Annotated in this window: 18 protein-coding genes and 8 pseudogenes; 13 read left to right on the forward strand and 13 right to left on the reverse strand. The window is 68.9% G+C overall.

All coding sequences use genetic code 11. From position 1 onward, the window contains the following. Positions 1-138: 138 nt before the first annotated feature. Positions 139-819, reverse strand: coding sequence for a hypothetical protein (locus tag OHA19_RS40850; protein WP_331750165.1), 681 nt, complete (start codon positions 817-819; stop codon positions 139-141). Between the two features lie 207 nt (positions 820-1026). Between OHA19_RS40850 and OHA19_RS40855 the strand changes: the two are divergent. The 5 genes and pseudogenes from OHA19_RS40855 to vph form a co-directional block, all read left to right on the forward strand. Then, positions 1027-1189: pseudogene (locus OHA19_RS40855) on the forward strand (plastocyanin/azurin family copper-binding protein); the annotation flags it as partial. Between the two features lie 478 nt (positions 1190-1667). Then, positions 1668-2981, forward strand: a complete 1314-nt coding sequence (locus OHA19_RS40860) for a serine hydrolase domain-containing protein (RefSeq protein ID WP_331750163.1) — start codon at positions 1668-1670, stop codon at positions 2979-2981. 223 nt (positions 2982-3204) lie between these two features. Then, positions 3205-3963, forward strand: coding sequence for an IS6 family transposase (locus OHA19_RS40865; protein ID WP_331750161.1), 759 nt, complete (start codon positions 3205-3207; stop codon positions 3961-3963). Between the two features lie 76 nt (positions 3964-4039). Beyond that, positions 4040-4302, forward strand: a pseudogene (locus OHA19_RS40870) (hypothetical protein); the annotation flags it as partial. 54 nt (positions 4303-4356) lie between these two features. Then, positions 4357-5220, forward strand: coding sequence for a viomycin phosphotransferase (gene vph / locus OHA19_RS40875; RefSeq protein ID WP_331750159.1), 864 nt, complete (start codon positions 4357-4359; stop codon positions 5218-5220). Positions 5221-5414: 194 nt separating this feature from the next. Here the strand turns inward: vph and OHA19_RS40880 are convergent. The 7 genes and pseudogenes from OHA19_RS40880 to OHA19_RS40910 form a co-directional block, all read right to left on the reverse strand. Then, positions 5415-6919 (reverse strand): annotated as a pseudogene (locus OHA19_RS40880) (IS1182 family transposase). Positions 6920-6968: 49 nt separating this feature from the next. Beyond that, positions 6969-7538 (reverse strand): GNAT family N-acetyltransferase, encoded by a 570-nt coding sequence (locus tag OHA19_RS40885; RefSeq protein WP_331750156.1) that lies wholly within the window; start codon positions 7536-7538, stop codon positions 6969-6971. Between the two features lie 159 nt (positions 7539-7697). Further along, entirely contained in the window at positions 7698-9053 is a 1356-nt protein-coding gene (locus OHA19_RS40890; RefSeq protein ID WP_405722712.1) for a hypothetical protein, read from the reverse strand. A gap of 94 nt (positions 9054-9147) precedes the next feature. Beyond that, the gene (locus OHA19_RS40895) at positions 9148-9378 is read right to left on the reverse strand and encodes a hypothetical protein (RefSeq protein WP_405722961.1); all 231 of its coding nucleotides are present in this window, start codon (positions 9376-9378) and stop codon (positions 9148-9150) included. 143 nt (positions 9379-9521) lie between these two features. Next, a pseudogene (locus OHA19_RS40900) lies at positions 9522-9572 on the reverse strand (hypothetical protein); the annotation flags it as partial. 64 nt (positions 9573-9636) lie between these two features. Then, positions 9637-9954: pseudogene (locus tag OHA19_RS40905) on the reverse strand (IS5/IS1182 family transposase); the annotation flags it as partial. Then, entirely contained in the window at positions 9846-10355 is a 510-nt protein-coding gene (locus OHA19_RS40910) for a hemerythrin domain-containing protein (RefSeq protein ID WP_331763129.1), read from the reverse strand. The gene OHA19_RS40910 and the pseudogene OHA19_RS40905, both read right to left, overlap by 109 nt. A 253-nt stretch (positions 10356-10608) precedes the next feature. Here OHA19_RS40910 and OHA19_RS40915 point away from each other — a divergent pair. Further along, positions 10609-11219: pseudogene (locus tag OHA19_RS40915) on the forward strand (hypothetical protein); the annotation flags it as partial. Between the two features lie 16 nt (positions 11220-11235). After that, positions 11236-11460, forward strand: a pseudogene (locus OHA19_RS40920) (plasmid stabilization protein); the annotation flags it as partial. A 245-nt stretch (positions 11461-11705) separates the two neighbouring features. Here OHA19_RS40920 and OHA19_RS40925 read toward each other — a convergent pair. Further along, on the reverse strand, positions 11706-12041 hold the full coding sequence (locus OHA19_RS40925; RefSeq protein WP_331750149.1) for a DUF3761 domain-containing protein: 336 nt from the start codon (positions 12039-12041) through the stop codon (positions 11706-11708). 426 nt (positions 12042-12467) lie between these two features. Next, entirely contained in the window at positions 12468-13028 is a 561-nt protein-coding gene (locus OHA19_RS40930; protein WP_405753445.1) for a hypothetical protein, read from the reverse strand. On the opposite strand from OHA19_RS40930, the gene OHA19_RS40935 reads away from it, so the two are divergent. Continuing rightward, positions 13027-13398, forward strand: coding sequence for a hypothetical protein (locus OHA19_RS40935; protein ID WP_331750146.1), 372 nt, complete (start codon positions 13027-13029; stop codon positions 13396-13398). The two genes, OHA19_RS40930 and OHA19_RS40935, sit on opposite strands and share 2 nt — an antisense overlap. Positions 13399-13426: 28 nt before the next feature. Here the strand turns inward: OHA19_RS40935 and OHA19_RS40940 are convergent, their stop codons facing one another. Together OHA19_RS40940 and OHA19_RS40945 are read right to left on the reverse strand one after the other, a co-directional pair. Further along, positions 13427-13798, reverse strand: a complete 372-nt coding sequence (locus OHA19_RS40940) for a hypothetical protein (protein ID WP_331750810.1) — start codon at positions 13796-13798, stop codon at positions 13427-13429. A 168-nt stretch (positions 13799-13966) separates the two neighbouring features. Next, positions 13967-14538 (reverse strand): annotated as a pseudogene (locus OHA19_RS40945) (MFS transporter); the annotation flags it as partial. Positions 14539-14581: 43 nt separating this feature from the next. Here OHA19_RS40945 and OHA19_RS40950 point away from each other — a divergent pair. The 4 genes from OHA19_RS40950 (at position 14582) to OHA19_RS40965 (ending at position 17945) form a co-directional block, all read left to right on the forward strand. Beyond that, on the forward strand, positions 14582-14734 hold the full coding sequence (locus OHA19_RS40950; RefSeq protein ID WP_405753447.1) for a CDGSH iron-sulfur domain-containing protein: 153 nt from the start codon (positions 14582-14584) through the stop codon (positions 14732-14734). A gap of 111 nt (positions 14735-14845) precedes the next feature. Further along, on the forward strand, positions 14846-15583 hold the full coding sequence (locus OHA19_RS40955) for a FadR/GntR family transcriptional regulator (protein WP_331754269.1): 738 nt from the start codon (positions 14846-14848) through the stop codon (positions 15581-15583). Beyond that, positions 15574-16836 carry an MFS transporter gene (locus OHA19_RS40960; protein ID WP_405722703.1) on the forward strand — a complete coding sequence of 421 codons (1263 nt, stop codon included), beginning with the start codon at positions 15574-15576 and terminating at the stop codon, positions 16834-16836. Before OHA19_RS40955 ends, OHA19_RS40960 begins: the two co-directional genes overlap by 10 nt. Next, the gene (locus OHA19_RS40965) at positions 16833-17945 is read left to right on the forward strand and encodes a hypothetical protein (protein ID WP_331750136.1); all 1113 of its coding nucleotides are present in this window, start codon (positions 16833-16835) and stop codon (positions 17943-17945) included. The genes OHA19_RS40960 and OHA19_RS40965 overlap by 4 nt, the downstream gene beginning before the upstream one ends. A 501-nt stretch (positions 17946-18446) precedes the next feature. Here the strand turns inward: OHA19_RS40965 and OHA19_RS40970 are convergent. Next, positions 18447-18857 carry a Rid family hydrolase gene (locus tag OHA19_RS40970; RefSeq protein WP_331754273.1) on the reverse strand — a complete coding sequence of 137 codons (411 nt, stop codon included), beginning with the start codon at positions 18855-18857 and terminating at the stop codon, positions 18447-18449. Positions 18858-19178: 321 nt separating this feature from the next. On the opposite strand from OHA19_RS40970, the gene OHA19_RS40975 reads away from it, so the two are divergent. Beyond that, a complete protein-coding gene (locus OHA19_RS40975; protein ID WP_331750808.1) occupies positions 19179-19973 on the forward strand; it encodes a hypothetical protein in 795 nt (264 codons plus the stop codon). Positions 19974-20165 lie beyond the last annotated feature (192 nt).

The following is a 20165-nucleotide window of genomic DNA, read 5'->3' on the forward strand; positions in this document are numbered from 1 at the left end:
TGCTGCCGTTGGACGAGCAAGGTCTCCGAGGCGGTGGGCACGACAGTGATCTCCGCCAAGGCCTTGGTGGAACCTTTCACGCGCGTGGGGAGGAAGACTTCGCGGGAGTTCGTGTTCCAGGCGCTGGAAGCCGGTTGATCAGATGATGCGGGGGATGGTCTCGTTGCGCTTGGTGGACCAGTTGGTGACGATGGGCTTGTCCACGGTGGCCATGTCGGGAAGTTCGAGCTCGGCGGGGTTGGGGTCGTCCTCGGTGGTGGCGATGATGACGTTCCCGAACTCCGTGCCGCCTTCGCCGTCGGTGGTCTTGGGGTTGATCCCGGTGTACGCGACGGCAGAGCCGGAGAGCTTGATGGGGTCTTCGCCGCCCTGCCCGACGGCGGAGGCAACGCCGTCGGCGTTGGAGCCGAAGGAGACGCTTGGGGTGTTGACGTCCAGGTAGCAGGTGATACCGGACTTGGCCTTGGCGGTGACGAGGTAGTAGCTGATGGGCTGAGCCTCCCAGGTGACCGTGAAGTCCAGGTCGTTGGTGCCGCAGGACTGCCCGTAGGCGCTCTTCCAGCCGTCGCCGGAGTCGGTCTTGACGGTGGAGCCGCGGGAGCTGGAGCTGCCGGTGGAAGGGTTGTCGCTGGAGGAACTGTCGTTGGAGGAGCTGTCGCTCCCGCCGCTGCCGGCGGAGGCGACGGCGGAGGGTGCCGCAGGGCTGCCGGTGTCCGCGACGTCGTCGGGGTCGCAGGCGGTGGTGGTGGCCGCGAGGGCCGTCACGGCCGCGGCGGCAAGGACGAGACGGGCGGAACGGGCGGCGAGACGCGAGCGCATCGTGATCTCCAGCGGCTTTCGGTTGCGGTGTTTCCTGCTGACACCGACGACACTAGGGGCGCGTCGATCCTGAAATGATCTGGCGAGTGTCCAGGTTCTGTCTCAGCGATTCGGTTCCATGAAACGGCATTGGGTTTCACGAACCCAGCTCAAGAAGCCCGTACCTGACCACAAGTCAGGAACACCGGTCGGCGCCGGCAAGAAGAAGACAACACCGCGATCACCGCCGCCACCAAGATGACTGGCGCCCCGGAGAAAGGCCTCCGCCGCCGTCGGCACCGCGAAGCTGGAGGCCGGCGGCAACTACTCGTTCTTCTGCACCTTCCCCGGCCACATCTCGATGGAGAAGGGCAAGGTCATCGTGAAGTGACGACCTCCTACATGAGCGCCAGCGCCCCTGAGCCGGATGCTGGACAGCGCACCCGACCGCCGCGAGCACCGCCAGGTTCCCTCACCCGGCACCCGGCGCCGGGTCCGCCCCGGGGGCGATACCTCAAGGGCAGCACCAGAGACACCGACCGTGCCGCCCCTGGGCACCTCTGTGGCGGACCAAGGACCTCGTGCCTCGCCGGTCCGCGAGTGCAGCGACGGCGAGCCGCCCCGGCGCCGAACCGACTCCTCCGCCTTGCTACACGAGCAGCACCCGTGTGCCGACTGAACCGCTTCGGGCGCCGTGCCCGGATACACCGCCGCGGGTCCGGCCCGATCGCGTCTTCCGGAGAGGCCGGAGCCATCTTTGACAACAAGGAGGAGATCCGGCGACAACTCGTCCCCAGGAAGGACGCCATCACGAACATGATCGATCAGGATGACCTGGATATATTCGGACACGAAGGAAGGGACTCCCCTTGCGCCTCCTCCGGATAACCGGAACCGTCATCGCCACCACCCTGTTGCTGACCGCTGCCTCACCCGTGGCCTCAGCCGGTGCCAGACCCAGTGCGGCCGCCGCGTCCGCGCCGTCGTCCCCGCCCGGGGAGGCCCTGGACCCGGCAGCGCTCGGCAGCTCCCTGCTCGCCGTCCACGAGGCGGGCATGTACGGCGTCTACTCCAGCGTCCGCGACGGCGCCCAGAGCTGGACCGGCGCCTCAGGGGTCGCCGACGTGGACACGGGCCGCCCAGTGAAGCCGGGGATGCGACAGCGAGTGGGCAGCATCAGCAAGACCTTCGCCGCGGTCGCCGTGCTCCAACAGGTCGAACGCGGCCGTATCCGCCTGAACGCCCCCATCGGCGACTACCTGCCGGACCTGATGCCCGGGCAGCGCGGCCGCCAGATCACCATCCGGATGTTACTGAACCACACCAGCGGCATCGGCGACTACATCACCGGCGCCTTCCCGTCCCTGGCGCGCGGCTCGACGGCCAGCCTCGACGAGGAGCGCTTCCGCTTCGTCAGCCCTCAGGAACTGGTCCGTCTGGGGCTCACGGCCCCGGCCACCGGAACGCCCGGGGCCCAGCCCGGCCACTACTCCAACACCAACTACATCATCGCCGGCCTGCTCCTCGCCAAGGTCACGGGCCAGAACCCAGAGACGTACATCACCCAGCACGTCATCGACCGCGCCGGACTGCACCACACCTCCTACCCGAGCAGCCCCGACATCCAGGGCCCGCACGCCCGGATGTACGAGAACTTCTACGGCCTGATCGACCCGCCCCGCGACTACAGCGTCTACGACATGTCCTGGGCCTACACGGCGGGCGCAGTCGTCTCCACCACCGGCGACCTGAACCACTTCTACCGCGCCCTGCTGACCGGCCGGCTGATCGGCCCAGCGGCACTCAAGGAGATGCAGCGCACGGTGTCGGTGAACGGCATGGACTACGGCCTCGGCCTGTACGCCGTCGACATCCCCGGCTGCGGCCGCTTCTGGGGCCACGACGGCGCGGTGTTCGGTGCCGGCACCATCGCGCTGGCCAGTCCAGACGGCAGGCGCCAGGTGGCCGCAGGCTGGAATCTGATGAAGTACCAACGGATCGACGCGGACGGCACCGGCTTCGAGCCGAGCCCGATCGACGACGCCCTCAACCGCTACGTCATCGGCGCTCTGTGCCCGGCGTACGCCACAGCCCCGTCAGCGGCTCTGTCGGCTACACCAACCCCCACGGTACTCACCGGCGCCGACCTCTCCCCGGAGTCCTGGGCGGCGGTCCTGCGCTGAACCGATCAGCTCAGTGAAACTCAGTTCGCCGGGCTGAAACGGGAGTTGGATCGCGGCCCGCCGGCCCACGGCCGGCGGGACGTGGACCTCGCGCAAGGTGACGATCAGGTCCGGGAAGCAGTCCTCGCGGCGGGCCGAGCGAGGTGGACGGGTGCCGGTACATCGACGGAGTGTGCGGCAGCACCCCCTCGGAGGGCACTGTCACGTTGACTGGCCGGGTGGGATGATCTTCTGGTTGGTCGTGTTGGGGAGGGATTCGGTCGTGTCGTCCGCGTCGCCGTCGTACAAGGGCCACCGGTACCCGGTGGAGGTGATCGCGCACGCGGTATGGCTGTACTTCCGCTTCCCGCTGTCCTTCCGCGAGGTCGAGGAGCTGATGCTCGAGCGCGGCGTCATCGTCTCCTACGAGACCATCCGCCGCTGGTCCGCCAAGTTCGGCCAGGCCCACGCGGACGGACTGCGCCGCCGTCGGCCACGGCCCGGGGACAAGTGGCACCTGGACGAGGTCTTCGTGAAGATCAACGGAGAGCAGAAGTACCTGTGGCGGGCCGTCGACCAGGACGGCAACGTGCTCGACATCCTCCTGCAGAGCCGCCGGGACAAGGCCGCGGCAGGACGCTTCTTCCGCCGCCTGATGAAGAAGACCCGTACGGTGCCGCAGGTGGTCGTCACCGACAAGCTCCGTTCCTACGGCGCGGCGCACCGCGAGGTCATGCCCTCGGTGGAACACCGTTCCCACAAGGGCCTGAACAACCGGGCCGAGAACAGTCATCAGCCCACGCGGCAGCGTGAACGTGCCATGAAGGGATTCCGTTCCGTAGGCGGGGCCCAGCGGTTCCTGTCCGCGTTCAGCGGCATCTCACCCCACTTCCGCCCTCACCGCCACCTGATGACAGCCTCCGACCACCGAGCCGAGATGACCGTCCGCTTCGCGATCTGGGACCAGATCACCGGCGCTGCCGGCCGGCCCACCACGGCCTGACCACACGCCCGGACCGCGGGCCCCACCAAGCCACGACGCACCGTCAGGCACCTGCAACCCAACAACGTGACAGCACCTCGAGCTGTGCTTCACCCCGACCTACGCCTCCTGGGCCAACCCGATCGAGGCGCACTTCGGTCCGCTGCGGCAGTTCACCCTGGCCAACTCGCATCACCGCAGCCAACCCGCGCAGACCCGTGCCCTGCACCGCTACCTGCGCTGCGCAACGCCAACGCCCGCCATCTCGACGTTCTGGCCGCTCAACGCCGAGAACGGGCCCGTATCCGCAGCGAGAAGGGCATTCGCTGGGGCGGACGCCCGCTCGCCAGCGCGGCCTGACAGCACTTTGCGCACATCGCCTCCGACCCATCGAAGGATCCAGAGGTCACACTCGTGAGCATCCGTACGACGCATCGCGCTCTGTTGAGCTGTCTGCTGCCCAACGACAAACCGGACGACCTTGCAGTACGTCAGGGACAATTCCACATCGTGGTCATTGGCTCGGACCGCGTCGTGTGCCTGCCTCGCACCCGGGCAGCGGCCGCCCGGTTGCCCGAGCGGGTGGCCGCCCTACACGCACTCGCCGGCCTCGACCTCGGCTTCCGCACACCCGAGCCGCTGTTCCAGGGCAGCGCCCACGGCACCGACAAGGTGCCGTTCCTGGTACTCAGTCGCATTCCCGGGGAACCGCTGAAGTCCGACACACTCAACGATGCCCAAGTGGTCGACACCGTGGCGGCCCAGTACGCCACACTGCTGTCCGCTCTGGCCCGCGCCGGCACCGACGAGACGGTACGAGCAGTTCTCCCTCAGGCAGCAGAAGGCTGGTGGCGGCGGTTCGCGGAGAACGTGCGCGCGGAGCTGTTCCAGCTCATGTCCGACAGCGGGCGTCTACGGGCCGAGCGGGAACTCGCAGCACTCGATAGCCTTCCCCATGTCACCCGAGCAGTGGTGCATGGCGACCTCGGTGCCGAAAACGTCCTGTGGGAGTGGACGCACGGCCTGCCGCACCTCTCCGGCGTACTCGACTGGGACGATGTCACACTCAGTGACCCGGCCGAGGACCTCGCAGCCATCGGTGCCAGCTACGGCCGTGAGCTCCTGGAGCGGGTGCTCGCCCTGGGCAGCTGGTCAAACCACGGGCTCCTTAGCCGCATCGCCGCGATCCGCGGCACGTTCGCTCTGCAGCAAGCCCTCTTCGCCATCCGCGACGGCGACGAAGAAGAACTCGCGGACGGCCTGGCCGACTACCGCTGAAGCACACGAGCACATCCACTTCATCGAGCACTTCACATCAACAGCAACCGGGCGTACTAGGAGCGTGGGTCGGTAATGGCCCAGCCGACGAGCGGTTTTGGATCGGCTGATGGCCGGTCGCGGCCGTTTGTTCGGGCCTGGTGCCGCAGTGGTGGGCTCGGTGGGCCGTTGTTCAGGGGGCTCCGGCCGAGCCGTCAGGCTCGGGCGGCGGCCAGCCCGGCGGTTCCGGCGTGCCGGAAGATCTTGCGGAGGTTGTGGCAGGCCGCCAGCAGTCGCCATTCGCCACGGGCCCGTTCTCACCGCGCAGCAGCAGTTCACGGCCATCCTGGCAGGTCGTAATCTGGCCGAATACGGGTTCGACGATGGCCTTGCGGCGGCTGTAGGCGGCGCGGCCGGGTTTGGTCCGCAGCTTGCGGGCCATGCACTCACGGGCCGTCGCGTCCTGTGGGATGCGTCCGCGCGGTGCGGCGCTGACCTGCTCGTCGTGGGTCAGACGACCGGTGGCCATGAACGTGTCGGTGCCGTGCTCTTCCTTGCGGTCGGCCGCGGCCGCGAGGTTCGCCTCGGAGCAGTACCCTGCGTCGACCAGCGCCTGCTTGGGATGGATACCGGTGTTCGCGGCGGACTGGTCGAGCATCATGGTGTAGTTCAGCACGTCCGAGAGGTTCGTCGTCACATCGGCGGCGGTGATGATCTGGTGCGCGCCGTCCACGACGGCCTGGGCGTTGTAGGCCTGGATGTAGGCCCCGTCGCTGTTCTTCATGATCCGGGAGTCCGGGTCGGTGAAGTTGGCCTGCGCCTTGTCCATCGGCCGCGCAATCTCGGCGGCCTTGTCTCCGGCGGCCTGCACGGCGTCGGGATTGTCGCCGGCACCGGACCGCCCCTGGCGTCGGCGTTCCCTGTCCTCGGCGTGGCGCCGAGCCCGCTCGGTGGCCTCGGCCTCGATCTGCGCGCGAGCGGCCTGCATCTTCGCCAGGCGCTTCTCCCGCCGGTCCAGCTCGCCGGGCAGATCGGTGTCCTTGCCACCGCGGCCGAACTTCTCATCCTCGACGGCGTCGACGGCGGCCGCGTCGGCCAGCAGCGCGGCCGCAGCGGCTTCGAGTTCTGCAATCTCCGCCTCGACGTGCTGCTCCTTGTCGACCAAGCGGGCGTAGCTCATCGCCTTGTGCTTTGAGGCATTGGCCTCAAGCTTCGTGCCGTCCAACGCCACCCTGCCCATCTTCACCATGCCCAGCCTCTGCGCCAGGTGCAGCGACTGGGTGAAGATCCCGGCCAGGGCGTCCAGGTGCCGGGCCCGGAACCTGGATATCGACCGGTAATCCGGGCCGGCCCCGGCGGCCAGGTAGCGGAACGCCACATCGTCCACGCACCTGCGCTCGATCGCCCGCGACGAGCGCACCCCGGCTGTGTAGCCGTAGATCAGCAGCCGGACCATCAGACGCGGGTCATACCGCGGGAACCCGCGCTTCTCGGTGTAGGCCGCCAGGATCGGGGCCAGGTCCAGGACCTCGTCGACCAACTCGGCGACGAACCGCGCCAGATGGTCCTGCGGCAACCACTCATCCAGCGACGGCGGCAGCAACATCATCTGATCGGGGACGAACACCCGGAACGTCTTCTTCACCGGCACCGTCGGCGCGGTCTGCGGCCCCACCACCGCCGCCGTATCCACCTCGAACAGGCCATCCCCACCATACATACCAGGATTCTTCCGTATGGAAGACCACGAACAGGAGGCGGCGTCGGGCTCAACTGCCTGATTGACCGCCCATGTCCGCGGCCAGCGCCGCGTAGATGTACTCGCAGCCCCAGCGATCCCCGTCAAGGTCGTTCTCGACCAGGTGCGCCTCCCGACGCATCCCGAGGCGCTCACAGACCCGCACAGACCCGGTGTTCTCCACATCCAGCCGTGCGTAGAGCCGGTGTACGCCCAGCCTGTCGAAGGCAAACCCGGCCAGCGCCACGGCCGCCTCGGTCGCATAGCCGTGCCCCTCGTGACGTGGGTCGAGAGTCCAGCCGATCTCGGCCTGGGCGGCGCGGGCATTGGCCAGGGTGAGCGTCACCTCGCCAAGAACGCCGGGCTCATCGCGTCGGCACACAGCAAGCGCCAGCTTGTCCCCGTCGGCGCACCAAACCGATTGCGCCGCGCGCTCGGCCGCAACCTGCTCGCTGCGCTCCCGCGTGTGCGCCGGCCGGTACAAGTAGCGCGCCACGCTCGGCAGGCTCTGGTAGGCATACAGGTCGTCGACGTCGCCGGGAGTGAACAGACGCAGCGACAACCGGGGCGTGGTCATCGGCAGCAGAGAGGCGATGTCCATGCGGACCTCCGGAACGCGGATTTGGACCAAGATGCGGACTGATCGTCGCATCACGACTGACGGGCAGCCACGCCTTTTCAACAGCAGCGCCCGACAGCCCAACTCCACCACGAGGCGCGGCATTCCAGGAGTTGTTTACTGACCCACGCTCCTAGGTCGTCAGCTCGGGCTCTGGGTCCGGTGACGGCGCACGATGAAGAGCATGCCCGCGCCCGTGGCCACCGCTGCGGCAGCCGCACCCGTGATCGGCAGCGTCGAGGAGCCGGTTTCTGCCAGGGTGCCGCCGTTCGTCGTGGTCCCGTCGTCGCCGGCCGTCGACGACCCGCCGGCCGAGCCGCCCGAGACATTGGCCGAGCCGCCCGTCGAGCCAGTCGGCTCCCCACCCGTGACGTCCAGCGTGATGTCGGCCTTGTCGTTGGCCTTGTTGGGGTCGAATGGCCGTTCCTCGGTACTCAGGGCCACCTGGCCCTTGGCGTTCGCCACCCGCTTGTCGATCTTCAGCTCGAAGGTGTAGGTCTCTTGGCTGCCCTCGTTTAGCGACCGCATGCCGCAGACGTACGCCTTACCCTTGGCCTGGCAGAACTGGCCGCGCTTGACGACCGACGTTCCGGCGGGAGGCGTGATCATGACGCTGACGGACCGTTCCCCCTGTTTCGTCAGGATCCAGGCGGGCCCGGCGTTGATGAACTTCACCTTCATCTTCACCGTGTCACCGACGCTTCCCTTCAGCGCGGCACCCGTCACCTGGTAGTCCGCCGTGTTGACGGAGCTGACGGGCACATTGACAACTCGTGCGGTCCCCTCGCTCCCGGCCTGTCCCTCGACCAGTTTCACCGCCGGCGCGGTTCCCGCCACCGGCTGGGTGCCGTTCTCGTCCGCTCCGGGATCGACGTCCCAGACATTCACTCGCAGCTCGTCATTGAGCGCGCGGTCCAGTGCCTCGACGCGGAGAGGCCTCTCGGGCGTGTAGACGGTGCCCGGCTCCACCACTTGGTCGTCGAACGCACACACCGCGATCCATCTCTCGGGCATCTCGTCGTAGGACCGGACCTGCTGTGTCCGGCAGTTGGAGGGAACCTCCGCGAAGTCGAGTCCTCGGGTGACGCCGTAGGAGACCCACACCTTCTCGGCCGCCCCGGTGCCCTTGTTCGCCACGGTTGCCGACAGATCGAAGCTGCTCCCAGGTTTCACCCCGTTGACCGGCTCGATGCCTCCAATGACCAACTCGGGTGCGGTTTCATCGCCGAAGGCGGCAGGAGCCGCAGCCAGTGCGATCAGGCCGGCAGCGCTGAGGGTGGCAGCAACGGCACGGGAGGCGCGACGGTTGTGCGGGGGAAACGGCATTGGAGAGATCCTCTGCTGGGACGCGGAAAACGGGCGGTGACTTCCAGGAGAAATGTTTCCGGTCACTAGACTCTTATCTAAATCGAACGGTTGCGTGGCCGGTACCTCCTCCGCCTTGCGATCGCATCCACCGGGTGCCGTGAGCCCCGGCCCGATGTCGACGCCGACCACCAGCGCGAGTCCGGAAGTGCGCTTCCTCCCTTACCCGGAGGCGATCGCCGAGGTCACCAGCCTGCTCGCCCCCGGCGACAACCGGCGCTGATCGTCAAGTGCCGGCGAGACGCCAGAGCGAAGTGACCTCAGCGGCACGGGCGGCGTGGAGGGGATCCGCGGTGTCCCCCGCTCGTGGATGCCGCGGCCGAATGTCGGTCCTGTCCACCACGGCCAGGTCCGACAGGATGAGCCATCCTTCGCCTCCCGGTTCGAGGTGCGCGGTGAGTCCGTCCAGGAAGTCGCGGAGCATGCTGCCGCCCGGGTCGTAGACGCCTTGCTCCACGGCGGAGGTGGGCCGGGCTGGAATCCAGGGCGGGTTGCAGACGATGAGGTCCGCGCGCCCTTCGGGAAACAGGCCGGGCCCAAGACGTCGATGCGCCCGCTGAGGTTCAGCCGGCGGACGTTCTCGCGTGCGCAGGCCAGGGCGCGCGGGCTGATGTCGGTGGCCATGACGTGGTCGATGCCCCGGCGGGCCAGGACGGCGGCGAGTACTCCCGTCCCCGTCCCGAGTTCGAACGCGGTACGGCGACCCGCGCGATGGGCCGCTGGGCCCGGCGTGATCAGCACGGCCAGGGCCAGCGTCCGCCTTCCCCGGCAAGGTGGATCTCGCAGGTCAGGCCACCCCGGGAGCGTCCCAGCCCCTCGTCGGGGCGGTGCTGCCGGGGCGTCGTTCTTTTCCACGCACCCGTGGGGATCTTCCGCGCGCTCCGGCCGCATGCTGGTGAGCCCGGCAGGAGGTGGAGTCCACGCTCACCATCGACCAATCGATACGGCCCTCCGTGTCGGCGTCGGCCAGGACAGCCGCGAAGACCTTGTCCCCCGTGCCATGCGCCGACCAGCGCCTATGCCTCTCGTACATGTGTCCCCGAGGTCGTCCAGCTGCTTTGGGGTGCAGGCGCGGCGCAGCATCGGGAAGATGTTGTTCTCCTCGTCCTGGACGTGGGCGGCGACCTCATCCATGAGCTGCTGCAGCATCGTGCTCATCTGCGGGTCGTCGGTGTCTACCCTCTCCAGCTGCTTGAGGATCTTCTCGACCCGGCCGTGGTCGGCGATCTCCTTGTCCGCGAGCCGGTCGCCGCCATCGATGTGCTCGCGGACCGCCGGGTACAGGTACTGCTCCTCGGCGACCGAGTGCCGCACGAGCTCGATGGTGACCTCGTCCACCTGGTCCCGCAGCTGCTGGCCGCCCGCGGTCATCGCCTGGATACGGCCGAACATCTCCTCGACCTCGCGGTGATCGGTCATCAGCTCGTCGATCACGTTCCCGCCTTGCCCCATCGCACATCCGCCTCTCTCATTCCGGGGGCGGGTCTCTCCCGCCCAGCCCATAGGTATCCCCGCCCGGAACACCGCGCCCGCCCAGCCCGCTGCGGCCTCACCCGCCCGGCACACCGCGCCCGCCCAGCCCGCTGCGGCCTCACCTGCTCGGCCCCACCGTGCACGGCCCGGCACCCGGACTTGTGCGGGCCCGGCGGGGCCGCGCGGCCCCGTTTGTCTGCCCACCTGGCGGGTGGCGATCGCCTACCGCGGGATCCCGCTGCAGAGCGCCTACAGCGGCGCCAAGCACGCCATCCAGGGCTTCAACGAGGCGCTGCGCCGCGAACTGCTCGCCTCCGGCACCCGGGTCCGCACCACGATGGTGCAGATGCCCGCCGTGAACACCCCGCAGTTCGCCTGGGTCCGCTCCCGCCTTCCCAGGCGGGCGCAGCCGGTGCGCCGATCTACCAGCCAGAGGTCGCCGCCCGCGCCGTGGTGTTCGCGGCCGACCATCCGGGGCGGCGGGAGTACTGGGTCGGCGCCAGCACCGTGGCGACCCTTCTGCTGGACCGCTACCTGGCCGTACCGGCTTGGACTCCCAACAGACTGACGAGCCGTAGCGCGGGCGATCCCGACAACCTGTTCGACCCGGTGGACTCCTGGCAGGACTTCGGGGCGCACGGCCGCTTCGACGACCGGGCCCGGAACCGTAGCCTGCAGCAACAGGCAGCGCACGCCCTCGGCGCCCTCGCCGAGGTGGCGCGGCGAACGCCTGGCCGGATGAGACCAGGTTTGCCAGGGCTTCCGGTTGGGTTCGTTTCACGGGTGCAGGGCACACGCGTCCCGCAGTTCACCGGACAGGAGTGAACGGGCATGCTCGCGGATCAACCCCAAGCGGGAACGGCAGTACGAGCACATCAAGGACAGCGCCTTGGACCGCGGCGAGAGCGAGTAGCGCGCCAAGGAGATCGCCGCTCGCACCGTGAACAAGGAACGCGCCCAGCACGGCGAGTCGAAGACCGCCAGCCGTAGCTCGGTCAAGGACACCTCCTCCTCCAAGCGCGGCGGACAGCGCTCCCACAGCGGCTCGCAGGGCTCCACCGAGGAGTAGCTGTACAACGAGGCCAAGAAGCGCGACATCCATCGATGGTCACCTGAAGCAGGTCGTGGCGGCGGTCGTAGCCGTCCGGGATCGGCAGCTGCGGGTGGCGGGTGCCCTGCCACCTCGCCAGACCAGACCGCGGTCGGTGATCGGGCGGTCGTAGACCAGGGCAACAGACACGCCAGCGCCCTGACCGCCCGCGTCAACCTCGCCGCCTCCTACCGGGCAGGCGGGGCGCACCAACGACGCCATCAACCTGCTGGAAACACGTGCTCGCCGAGTACGAGCGCCTGCTCGGCAACGAACTCGCCGACACTCGTTCTGCTCGTGATGCGCTGTCCCGGTGGCGGTCGGCGGGAGGTGGTCGTGGGGAGACTCCGTTGCAAACGGGGCCCGTTCGGTTCGTGCAGACTGGTAGCGCCAGGCGGGAGGGCTGGCGCTGCCACAGGCGGGCATGCCTGCTTGTACCAGTAGCGGACGCGGCCATGGTGACTACAGATGCCGCGGAACTTCGCCGCGTAGCTGGTGGTCCCGTCCTCGCATTCGGCGGTCGCGCCTGCCGGGTGCGGACTTGCGACCCTACACACACCGGTGGTGTGCGGTGCGCACGTGGTGGTCGCCTCGGCCTGGACGGCCGGGCCGAGGAGCCCGACAGCAACGACGAACGCTGTAACGGCGCCGCGGACGATGCCGCGGCGGGCCAGGCCTCTGCACGGCGAAGGATCGTTACTGCCCGGCAGGTGTCACCCGCGCGGGTGAGAAGTCGTACCGGGAGCCAGCGTGGGGCGTCGTGACAGTGCGTCGGGTCCGGTCCCCCGCTCACAGACTCTGCGCAGCCGGTACCGGGCCGACTCGTCGTTCGTGGGTCGCGCACGGGCTCGGTCGGTCGAGAACGTGCACATCGTGAAGCCACGACGCAATGCCAGGCAGCACACAGGGATGGTCGGGTCTCGCAGTCATCCGGTCAGCGTTCCAGTTCTGCATGCTCACAGCGGCACCTTTCGAACGGATCGTCAGATCAGGGGATGGTGTTCTGGCTCTTCTCCGGGGTTTGGCGGCGCGGTATGCCTCCCATGCCTACCCGCCCCCGTGGATACCCCCTCGCCGGTCATCCCTCCTCCACAGACCCCCAGCATCCTTGCGAGAGAGGCACAGCTGTCCCGCTCCTTGCATGGTGTCGCATAGACCACGTCAGCCAGGCGGAAGCCGTAGACGGCGCGATCATCCCTTTGCGGATCACGGCCCATAAGACGTACCCCGAACGCGCCACCGGGACAGAAGAAAAAGGCGGCACGGGCCCGTACCCGGACCGGCAGCGACTGCCAGTACGGATGCGTGGCCACCTCGATACTCAGCTGGCGCAGCTCCATCTGGAACCGCGCCATCTCCCCAGCCTGCTCTTCCGTGTACCCGGGGCTGTCCGGCTTCCCGGACACGTAGGTGTTATGGGCGGCACTGGAGAAGCGGATCAGCGTCGACGAGCTGCGTTCGCCGCAACAAAGCCTCACAGCAGGCGCGGACGAAAAGAGCAAAACGACCTCCAACAGCCAGCAGCACACGGGAAGATGAACCATGAGCAGCTGGATGATGAGGGCCCGAGTACGGGTCGTAGCAGACGTAGAGGCCAGCAACCCGTACACCCGCCCCCGGCTCTATCGAGCCGGTGACGAACTGGAGATGATCCTGCGAGGCCGCGCCGGTGAACCACTGTCCGCCGTGTCCTGGTGGTCCAGCACAGATGTGGACGGCGCCTACATCCTCCCCGCCGACGCGGTGACCGTCTTGGAAGCTCTTGGACCGACCTGGGTCAAATGCGGCGAGTGCGACGCAGGCGGGCGGATCGAGCGGGATGACGACGGGCTCGCCTACGTGGACGTCGGCGCCGTGATCGCGCAGCGGCGACGGGCCGCCAAGACCATTCCACACCAGCCGGGCCGATCATGAAGTAGCACTACATCCTGACTCTCGGTATCTATTCGACCGGATCTGTCAACGGCGATGCGGTCTGGCAGTGCCGCCGAGGCCGTCGACGGCTGCTCGACCCGGACAGGCGGAAGTGGGCCTTGGCGAGGTAGGACTCGTCCGCCAACTGGTCGGTGCGCACGAGCTGTTGTTCCATGGCGACCGCTGCTTCCGCGACGGCCAGGGCCTCGTCGTAGCGGCCTGCCCCGCAGAGTAACTTCTCGGGCAGATCCAGCAGAGCCAGGAACCGGTTGAGGCAGTCCGACAGTTTCCTGATGTTGTGCGTGCGCGCAGGCGTTCGTCCAGCCTCGTCGGGCTGATGTCCTCTTCCCCTGCGCAGCCTTCCCGGATTGCGCAGCCGGCAGCCTGCCGGATCAGCCACTTCAGCGACAGCTCGATGCTGTGCCGGTAGTTGTAGAGGATCGGGATGGGCAAGAGGTCGTCCGGGCCCCCGGGGTATTCCAATGACGCACGGCGACCTCGGCCACCTTCAGGTAGCCGTGCGCGAGGGCGAGATCGGGCGGAGAAGCCGATCGACCCACGGTCACGGCGCAAGCGCCACGGGCAGCGCCGGGTGCAGGAAGAAGATCAGGTACGGGGCGGCGAGCAGCAGCAGTGGCGACGCACCGAGTCTGTTGCGCCAGCGGGCGGGCAGGAAGCGTCCGGCCAGGGTGTCTCCCGCCAGCATGCCCACTGCGGCGGAGGCGAGCAGGAGCCCTGCATGGTGTGGTGCGTGGGAGACGAAGAGGGACTCGCAGCCGACGACGAGTCCGTTGGGCGCCCACAGGGCGAGATAGACGCGGCGTCGCGGTTTCGCCGCCCACAGACGCGGGTTGGTCCGCCAGGTCTCGCTTGCAGACGGACGGCCTTTTGCGCGCGGCGGCCGTCTCGCGAGACCGATGCGGGCGACGGCTACGGAGACGACGAAGAGGGCGGCGCCGGTGAGCAGGGCCCCGGTGGCGCCAGGACGTTGACGAGTACGCCGCCGGCGGTGTAGCCGCAGATCTGCAGGTTTCCCGCGCACATGTTGAGCACCGAGCGGCCAAGCAGGTAGCCCTCTGTGAGGAGGATTTCGGTGAGTAGTCCGTAGCGCACTCCGCCCTCGACCGAGCCGAGCATGCCCTGCACCGACAGACAAACCTGAGCCCCGACGGCGCCGGTGCAAGTGACCTGTGCGGACGGAACCACCGCTGCCTCCGACCGCTCCGTCGTTGCTGTCTGCACGTGCCGACGCAGTCGGACCTCTCCGTGGTGCGGCGCCAGTCACCGGCGCCGTGCCTGGCAGCGAACTGCTGCGGTGGCGGATGCGGACGAATGATCCGGGGCAGCGACGGGGCCAACCGCATCTCCTGCCCGGCAGGCTCTGGCCCTACTGATCCCTCGCATGCTTCAATCCAGATGTTCAGATGTCCAACATTTGGAGGTCCTGATGGAGGGGTTGCGGCAGCCGCGTCGTGCGTCGACTCTGGCCGCACAGGTTGCTGACCAGTTGCGGGAGCAGCTGGCGTCCGGGCGGTGGTCGGTGGGCACCCGGATTCCGGGTGAGCAGGAACTGGCCGAGATGCTCCAGGTGAGCCGGAACACCGTTCGCGAAGCACTGCGGGCACTGGTCCACCTCGGTCTGCTGGAAGCGCGGGTCGGCGATGGCACCTATGTCCGGGTGACCAGTGAGTTGGAGGCGGTGCTGCTGCGGCGCACGGCCACCACGCGTGCGGCGGACGTCCTGGAGCTGCGGGCGGTGCTGGAGGAGCATGCCGCCGGCTTGGCCGCCGAGCGGCGGTCGGAAACCGATACCGTGCGGCTGCGGGAACTGCTGGCGGCGGCTCGCGAGAGCAACCGCTCGGGATCGATGGCGCAGGTCGCGGCCGCCGACGGGGCCTTTCACCTGGCAGTCGTGCAGGCTGGCGGCAACGAGCTGCTCGCGGAGCTGTACGAACACCTGGGCGGCGCCCTGTCGGCCTTCCTGGCGGCGCTGCCGTGGGACGACGATGTCGCTGCCGAACATGATCACTGGCATGCCGCGCTCGTCGACGCGATCGGTGCCGGTGACGCGGTCGCCGCCCGTTACGCGGCGTCCATGCTGGTGCAAGTGACGGGCCGGCTGGCCGCGGATGCCACCACGCAGCAGCGCAGTGCCGTGGAACGGGACCGGTCGTCATGCGGGTGAATGACGCGCGCGACGTGTCGGACTGGGGGAGGGCGGCAGCGCCGGGTGAGCGGTCCATGGTGTGGCTGCTGGCGGGCGTCGTGCTCGTCGCGGCGAACCTGCGTGCCGCGCTGACCGGTGTGGGCCCGCTGCTTCCCGGGATCGAGGCATCGACCGGCCTGTCCGGCACCTGGACCGGGCTGCTCGGCACCCTGCCGCTGCTCACGTTCGCCGCCACATCGCCGCTGGTTGGCCGGACCGCACACCGCTACGGCGCCCCGCGCTCCCTGGCCATCGCGCTGGCCGTACTGGCGGCCGGGCTCCTGGTGCGCTCCCTGCCAGGCGTGATCTTCCTGTTCGCCGGAACGGTGGTGGTCGCGGCCGCGATCGCCTACGGGAACGTACTGCTGCCTTCCGTCATCAAGAGCACCGTGTCGGAAGACCGGATCGGGCAGGTGACCGGCCTCTATGTCACCGCGATGGGTCTGCTGGCCGCGATCTCGTCCGGTGTGTCGGTGCCCATGGCCGACCACCTGACAGGTGGCTGGCGTACTGCGCTGGGGGTCTGGGCCGTACTCGCTGTGCTGGCCTTCGGGGTCTGGCTCCCGCGCTGCCGGCGCACCGGCCCCGCGGGGGCAGCGCCCGCCGTGCGAGAGCGCATCCCCTGGCGTTCCCCGCTGGCCTGGCAGGTCAGCGTGTTCATGGGGCTGCAGTCCCTCGGCTTCTACACCACGATCGCCTGGCTGCCCAGCATCGTGCACGATCACGGAGTGGGCGAGGCCGCCGCCGGGTGGCAGTTGTTCCTCTTCCAGATCGTCGGTCTCGTCTCCAGCAGTGCACTGCCCGTCCTGGCCCGCCGATGGAGGGACCAACGGCTCCTGGCGGCGGCTGCCTCGGTGATCGTCGCGCTGGGCTTCGTGCTGCTGGCCGTGGCCCCGCAGTTGGCCGTCGTGTCCAGTGTGCTCACCGGCCTGGGCGGCGGAGCGTGCCTGGTCCTCGCCCTGGCCTTCCAGGGCCAGCGGGCTGCGGACGCCTCGCAGGCGGCAGCGCTGGCCTCGATGGCCCAGTCCGTCGGCTACCTGGTGGCCGCGGTCGGCCCGCTCCTCCTCGGCGCACTGCACGACCTCACCGGCGGATGGACGCTCCCCCTCCTGCTCCTGGTCGTGCTGACGCTCGCCCAGGGCGCCGTCGGAGCCGGCGCCGGCCGCGACCTGCTCCTGAAATCCACCTCCCAACTCCCCACTTCCGTACGGATCGGAGACTCACCGTCATGACCATGACCGCCCCCTTCAGCTACCTGGACACGCCGACCGCGGCACCGCTGTCGATCACCGAGCTGATGCCCGGCGCCTACAACCTCCTGGAATACGCCGCGGTCACGGCGGGAGAGCAGGTGCTGGTCCTGGCCGAACACGGCACCGACCCGGTGGTCATCCAGGCCGTCGCAGCGGCGGCCGCCTACCGCAACGCCGACGTGCACGTGCTGTCCATCCCGCCGATCAGCGCCGGCGGGTGGGACCGCGCGACGCCCTCACCGCTGCCGTCCGCCGCCCACGCCGCCGCTGACGTGGTGATCTCGCTGACCTGGTGGGGGGAGGTGCACACCGCCCGGCTGTTCTTCGACGAGATCGCCAAGCAGCGGGCCCGGTTCGTCTCCCTGCACCAGACGGCCACCGCCTCGGCCCTGTCCACCGGAGCCCGGTTCCCGCTCGAGCTGTACTTCGCACTGGAGACCAAGGCGTACGCCCGGATCACCGCGGCACGGGAGATCCGGGTCACCACCGCGCTGGGCACCGACGTCACCTTCCGCGCCTTCACCACCCCCGGTCACCCCAGCGCCCCCCTGACCGCCGGCATGTGGCGGCCCTTCCCCTACGGAGGCGCCAACTTCTACCCCGACCAGACCGACGGCGTGGTCGTCATCGAGGAATCCACCGTCACAGGCGTCCCCGCCGAGCGGACCACACTGGAACTGGAGAACAACCGCGTCACCGCCATCCACGGCAGCGCGGCCGCCGAGCTGCGGCGCTACGCGCCGGACGGCTACTACATGCGCCATGCTCTCATCGGGCTCAACCCCAAGGTCCGCTCGGCAGGCGGGACCCAGTTCGAACGCGAGAAGCACGCCGGCGCCTTCTACTTCGGCATTGACGGCCTGACCCCGCAGGGAGAGGTCGACCGCACGGGCCCCGGACACGCCCACTGCGACTGCCAGTTCGACCAGCCCACCATCATCCTCGACGGCCAACCCTTCGTCGACAACGGCTACCTCCAGCTCCTCGACGACCCTGACATCCAGGAGCTGGCTGGGAAGTTCGGCCCCGCCGACGTCCTTCTCAACCCCAATCCCCGCCTCGTCCTGCCGCCCCGCTACAGCCGCTGACCACAACCATGGGCAGCCCCGGCCACGGGTGACTTCGGCGGTGGCGGGCGGCCCGTGTCCGTTGGCGCGGTCGGCGGCGACGGCCTCTGCGGCGCCCTGCGACCAGTCGGCGAGGATCTCACCCAGGAGCCAGGCCATGTTGTCCAGGGTGTCCTTGTCCGCCCTGCGGGCCGCGCGCCCGGTGAGCTGGTGGAGCCAGCCCTCCGCCCAGTGCGCCTGGTCCAGGAGCCGCAGCACCCCGCCGTTGGCTGCCGCGCGCCCGGCCGCTTCCTTGGCCGGCAGCAGCCGGGCGGCCGTCTGGTGACCTGGGCCAGGACCTCCTCCGTGCGGCCTTCCTTGCCCATCTTCTTCTCGGCGGCGATGGGAGGTGCTTGGCCGCCCACCATCGCCACTCGGTGACCAGCGGGGCCGGGACGTCGGCGGGTACGGGGACGGCGTCCAGCAGCGTTCCCGCGCGCCCGGCGGCGGCCTTCGCGGCGGTGGACAGCTCCTTCTCAGGTCTCAAGAATCGAGCACGGCGGCGACGCCCTCGATCTCGACGAGTTGGTCCTTGTAGCCGAGCACGGTAACGCCCATCAAGGTGCTGGGGACGTCATGGTCAGCGAACAAGTCCCGGACTACCTGCCAGGCAGCCACCAGGTCCTCCCGCCGGGCCGATGCGACGAGGACCCGGGTACTGATGACGTCCTGCAGTGACGCACCTGAGGCAGAGAGAGCGGCCTGCATGTTCTCCATGGCTTTCGCTGCCTGGCCTGCGTAATCCCCGATCGCTGCTGTGGAGCCGTCATCGTTCAGCGGACACGCCCCAGCGAGGAAGATCAGGCGTGACTCGGCGGGCGCAGTGGCCGCGTGGGCGTACTCGGCGACGTCGGACAGGGAGGCGGAGCGGATCAAAGTGATGGCACGAGCCACGGTTGTCGGGTCCTTTCCCATCGGATGTTGAGCGCGGACATCCTGCCAACGACCAGTTGGCTTCCGCCTTCCCTTTTTCTCGCCGCCCCACGGCAACGCCGTCATTTCTGCTCGACATTCCCGCACCGGATGATCACCGACTGACTCCATCAAGAAACGCTGTTCCTAGAGATCAACGTAGCCACGTACGCGGGCGCGGATCTAGGCGAGCGTGCCCAATTACGCCTGCAATCCAGGTAGTTGACATGTTTTCTGCCGGCCTGTCACGGTGCTGCGCACGGGCCGGACCGACCGGTGTCCAGGGACCACGAGGAGATCGTCATGGAGACCTTGAACCTGTCGCAGATCGGGCGGCGTGCGGGCGTGGGCCGCCTGGCTGTCGTCAACTGGCGGCGCCGGCACCCGGACTTCCCGGAGCCGGTCGGCGGCACCGACGAGAGTCCGCAGTTCGGGGCCGGGGAGGCCGAGGCGTGGCTGCGGGCCCACGGCAGACTCGCGACGGGGCTCACCACGGTGTCCTGCCCCTGCGGCGAGAGCGGCGCGGCGCTCTCGCCGCTCGGCCGGGCCGGGGAGGCCAAGCGCCGCCGGGACCTGGTCGGGGAGGTCGAGGCGCTGGTCGGCGGGCACCGCGCCCTGACCAGTGCGCCGTGGGACCCGTCCCGGCCTGGTGACCGGCTGTTGGTCACGGTGGAGGCCGCCGGGCAGAGTCCGCGCTCGACGGAGCTGTACGAAGTCGTCGAGGGCGGCGGGGACGGCACGGAGCTGCGCCTGGTGAGCATTACGCCCGAAGGGGCTGCGGGTGGCTGGTATGCGGGTCCGCCCGAGCTGTACGGGGCCGACCCGGTCGAGACTCCGTGGATGGAGGCCGGCCCCGACCGCCTCACCATCACCCGCAACAGCGTCATCGTCCACCAGGGCCGCCACGCCCTGGCCCGCCGCGACACCACCGAACCCCGGATCACCAACGCGGCCGGGCCGGACGGCACCATCGGCTGGGCCGTCGTCCACGAACGCGAGTACACCCCCGCCGAAATGAACGCCCTTCAACAGAAGATCGTCGCCCGTGGCGCAGAACTTGCCTTCCGCAACGACCAGGAGGCCGAGGCGGAAAGATAGGGATACGCCTCCCGAGCGAGCGATTCGGCAGCGCGGCCTGGCCTCCAGACGGCGTCTCGTGAACAGGAGGAAGGCCGGTTTCAAAAATCGGCCCTGCCCCAAGGTCTGCTGGGCGGGGGTGGACGACCTGGGCCACTGAAGCGGGTCGGTCGTCCACCCCCAGGAATCCACACTGGTCAGCATCCGAACAGC

It is taken from the genome of Streptomyces sp. NBC_00012 (assembly GCF_045040875.1).
Lineage (GTDB): Bacteria > Actinomycetota > Actinomycetes > Streptomycetales > Streptomycetaceae > Streptomyces.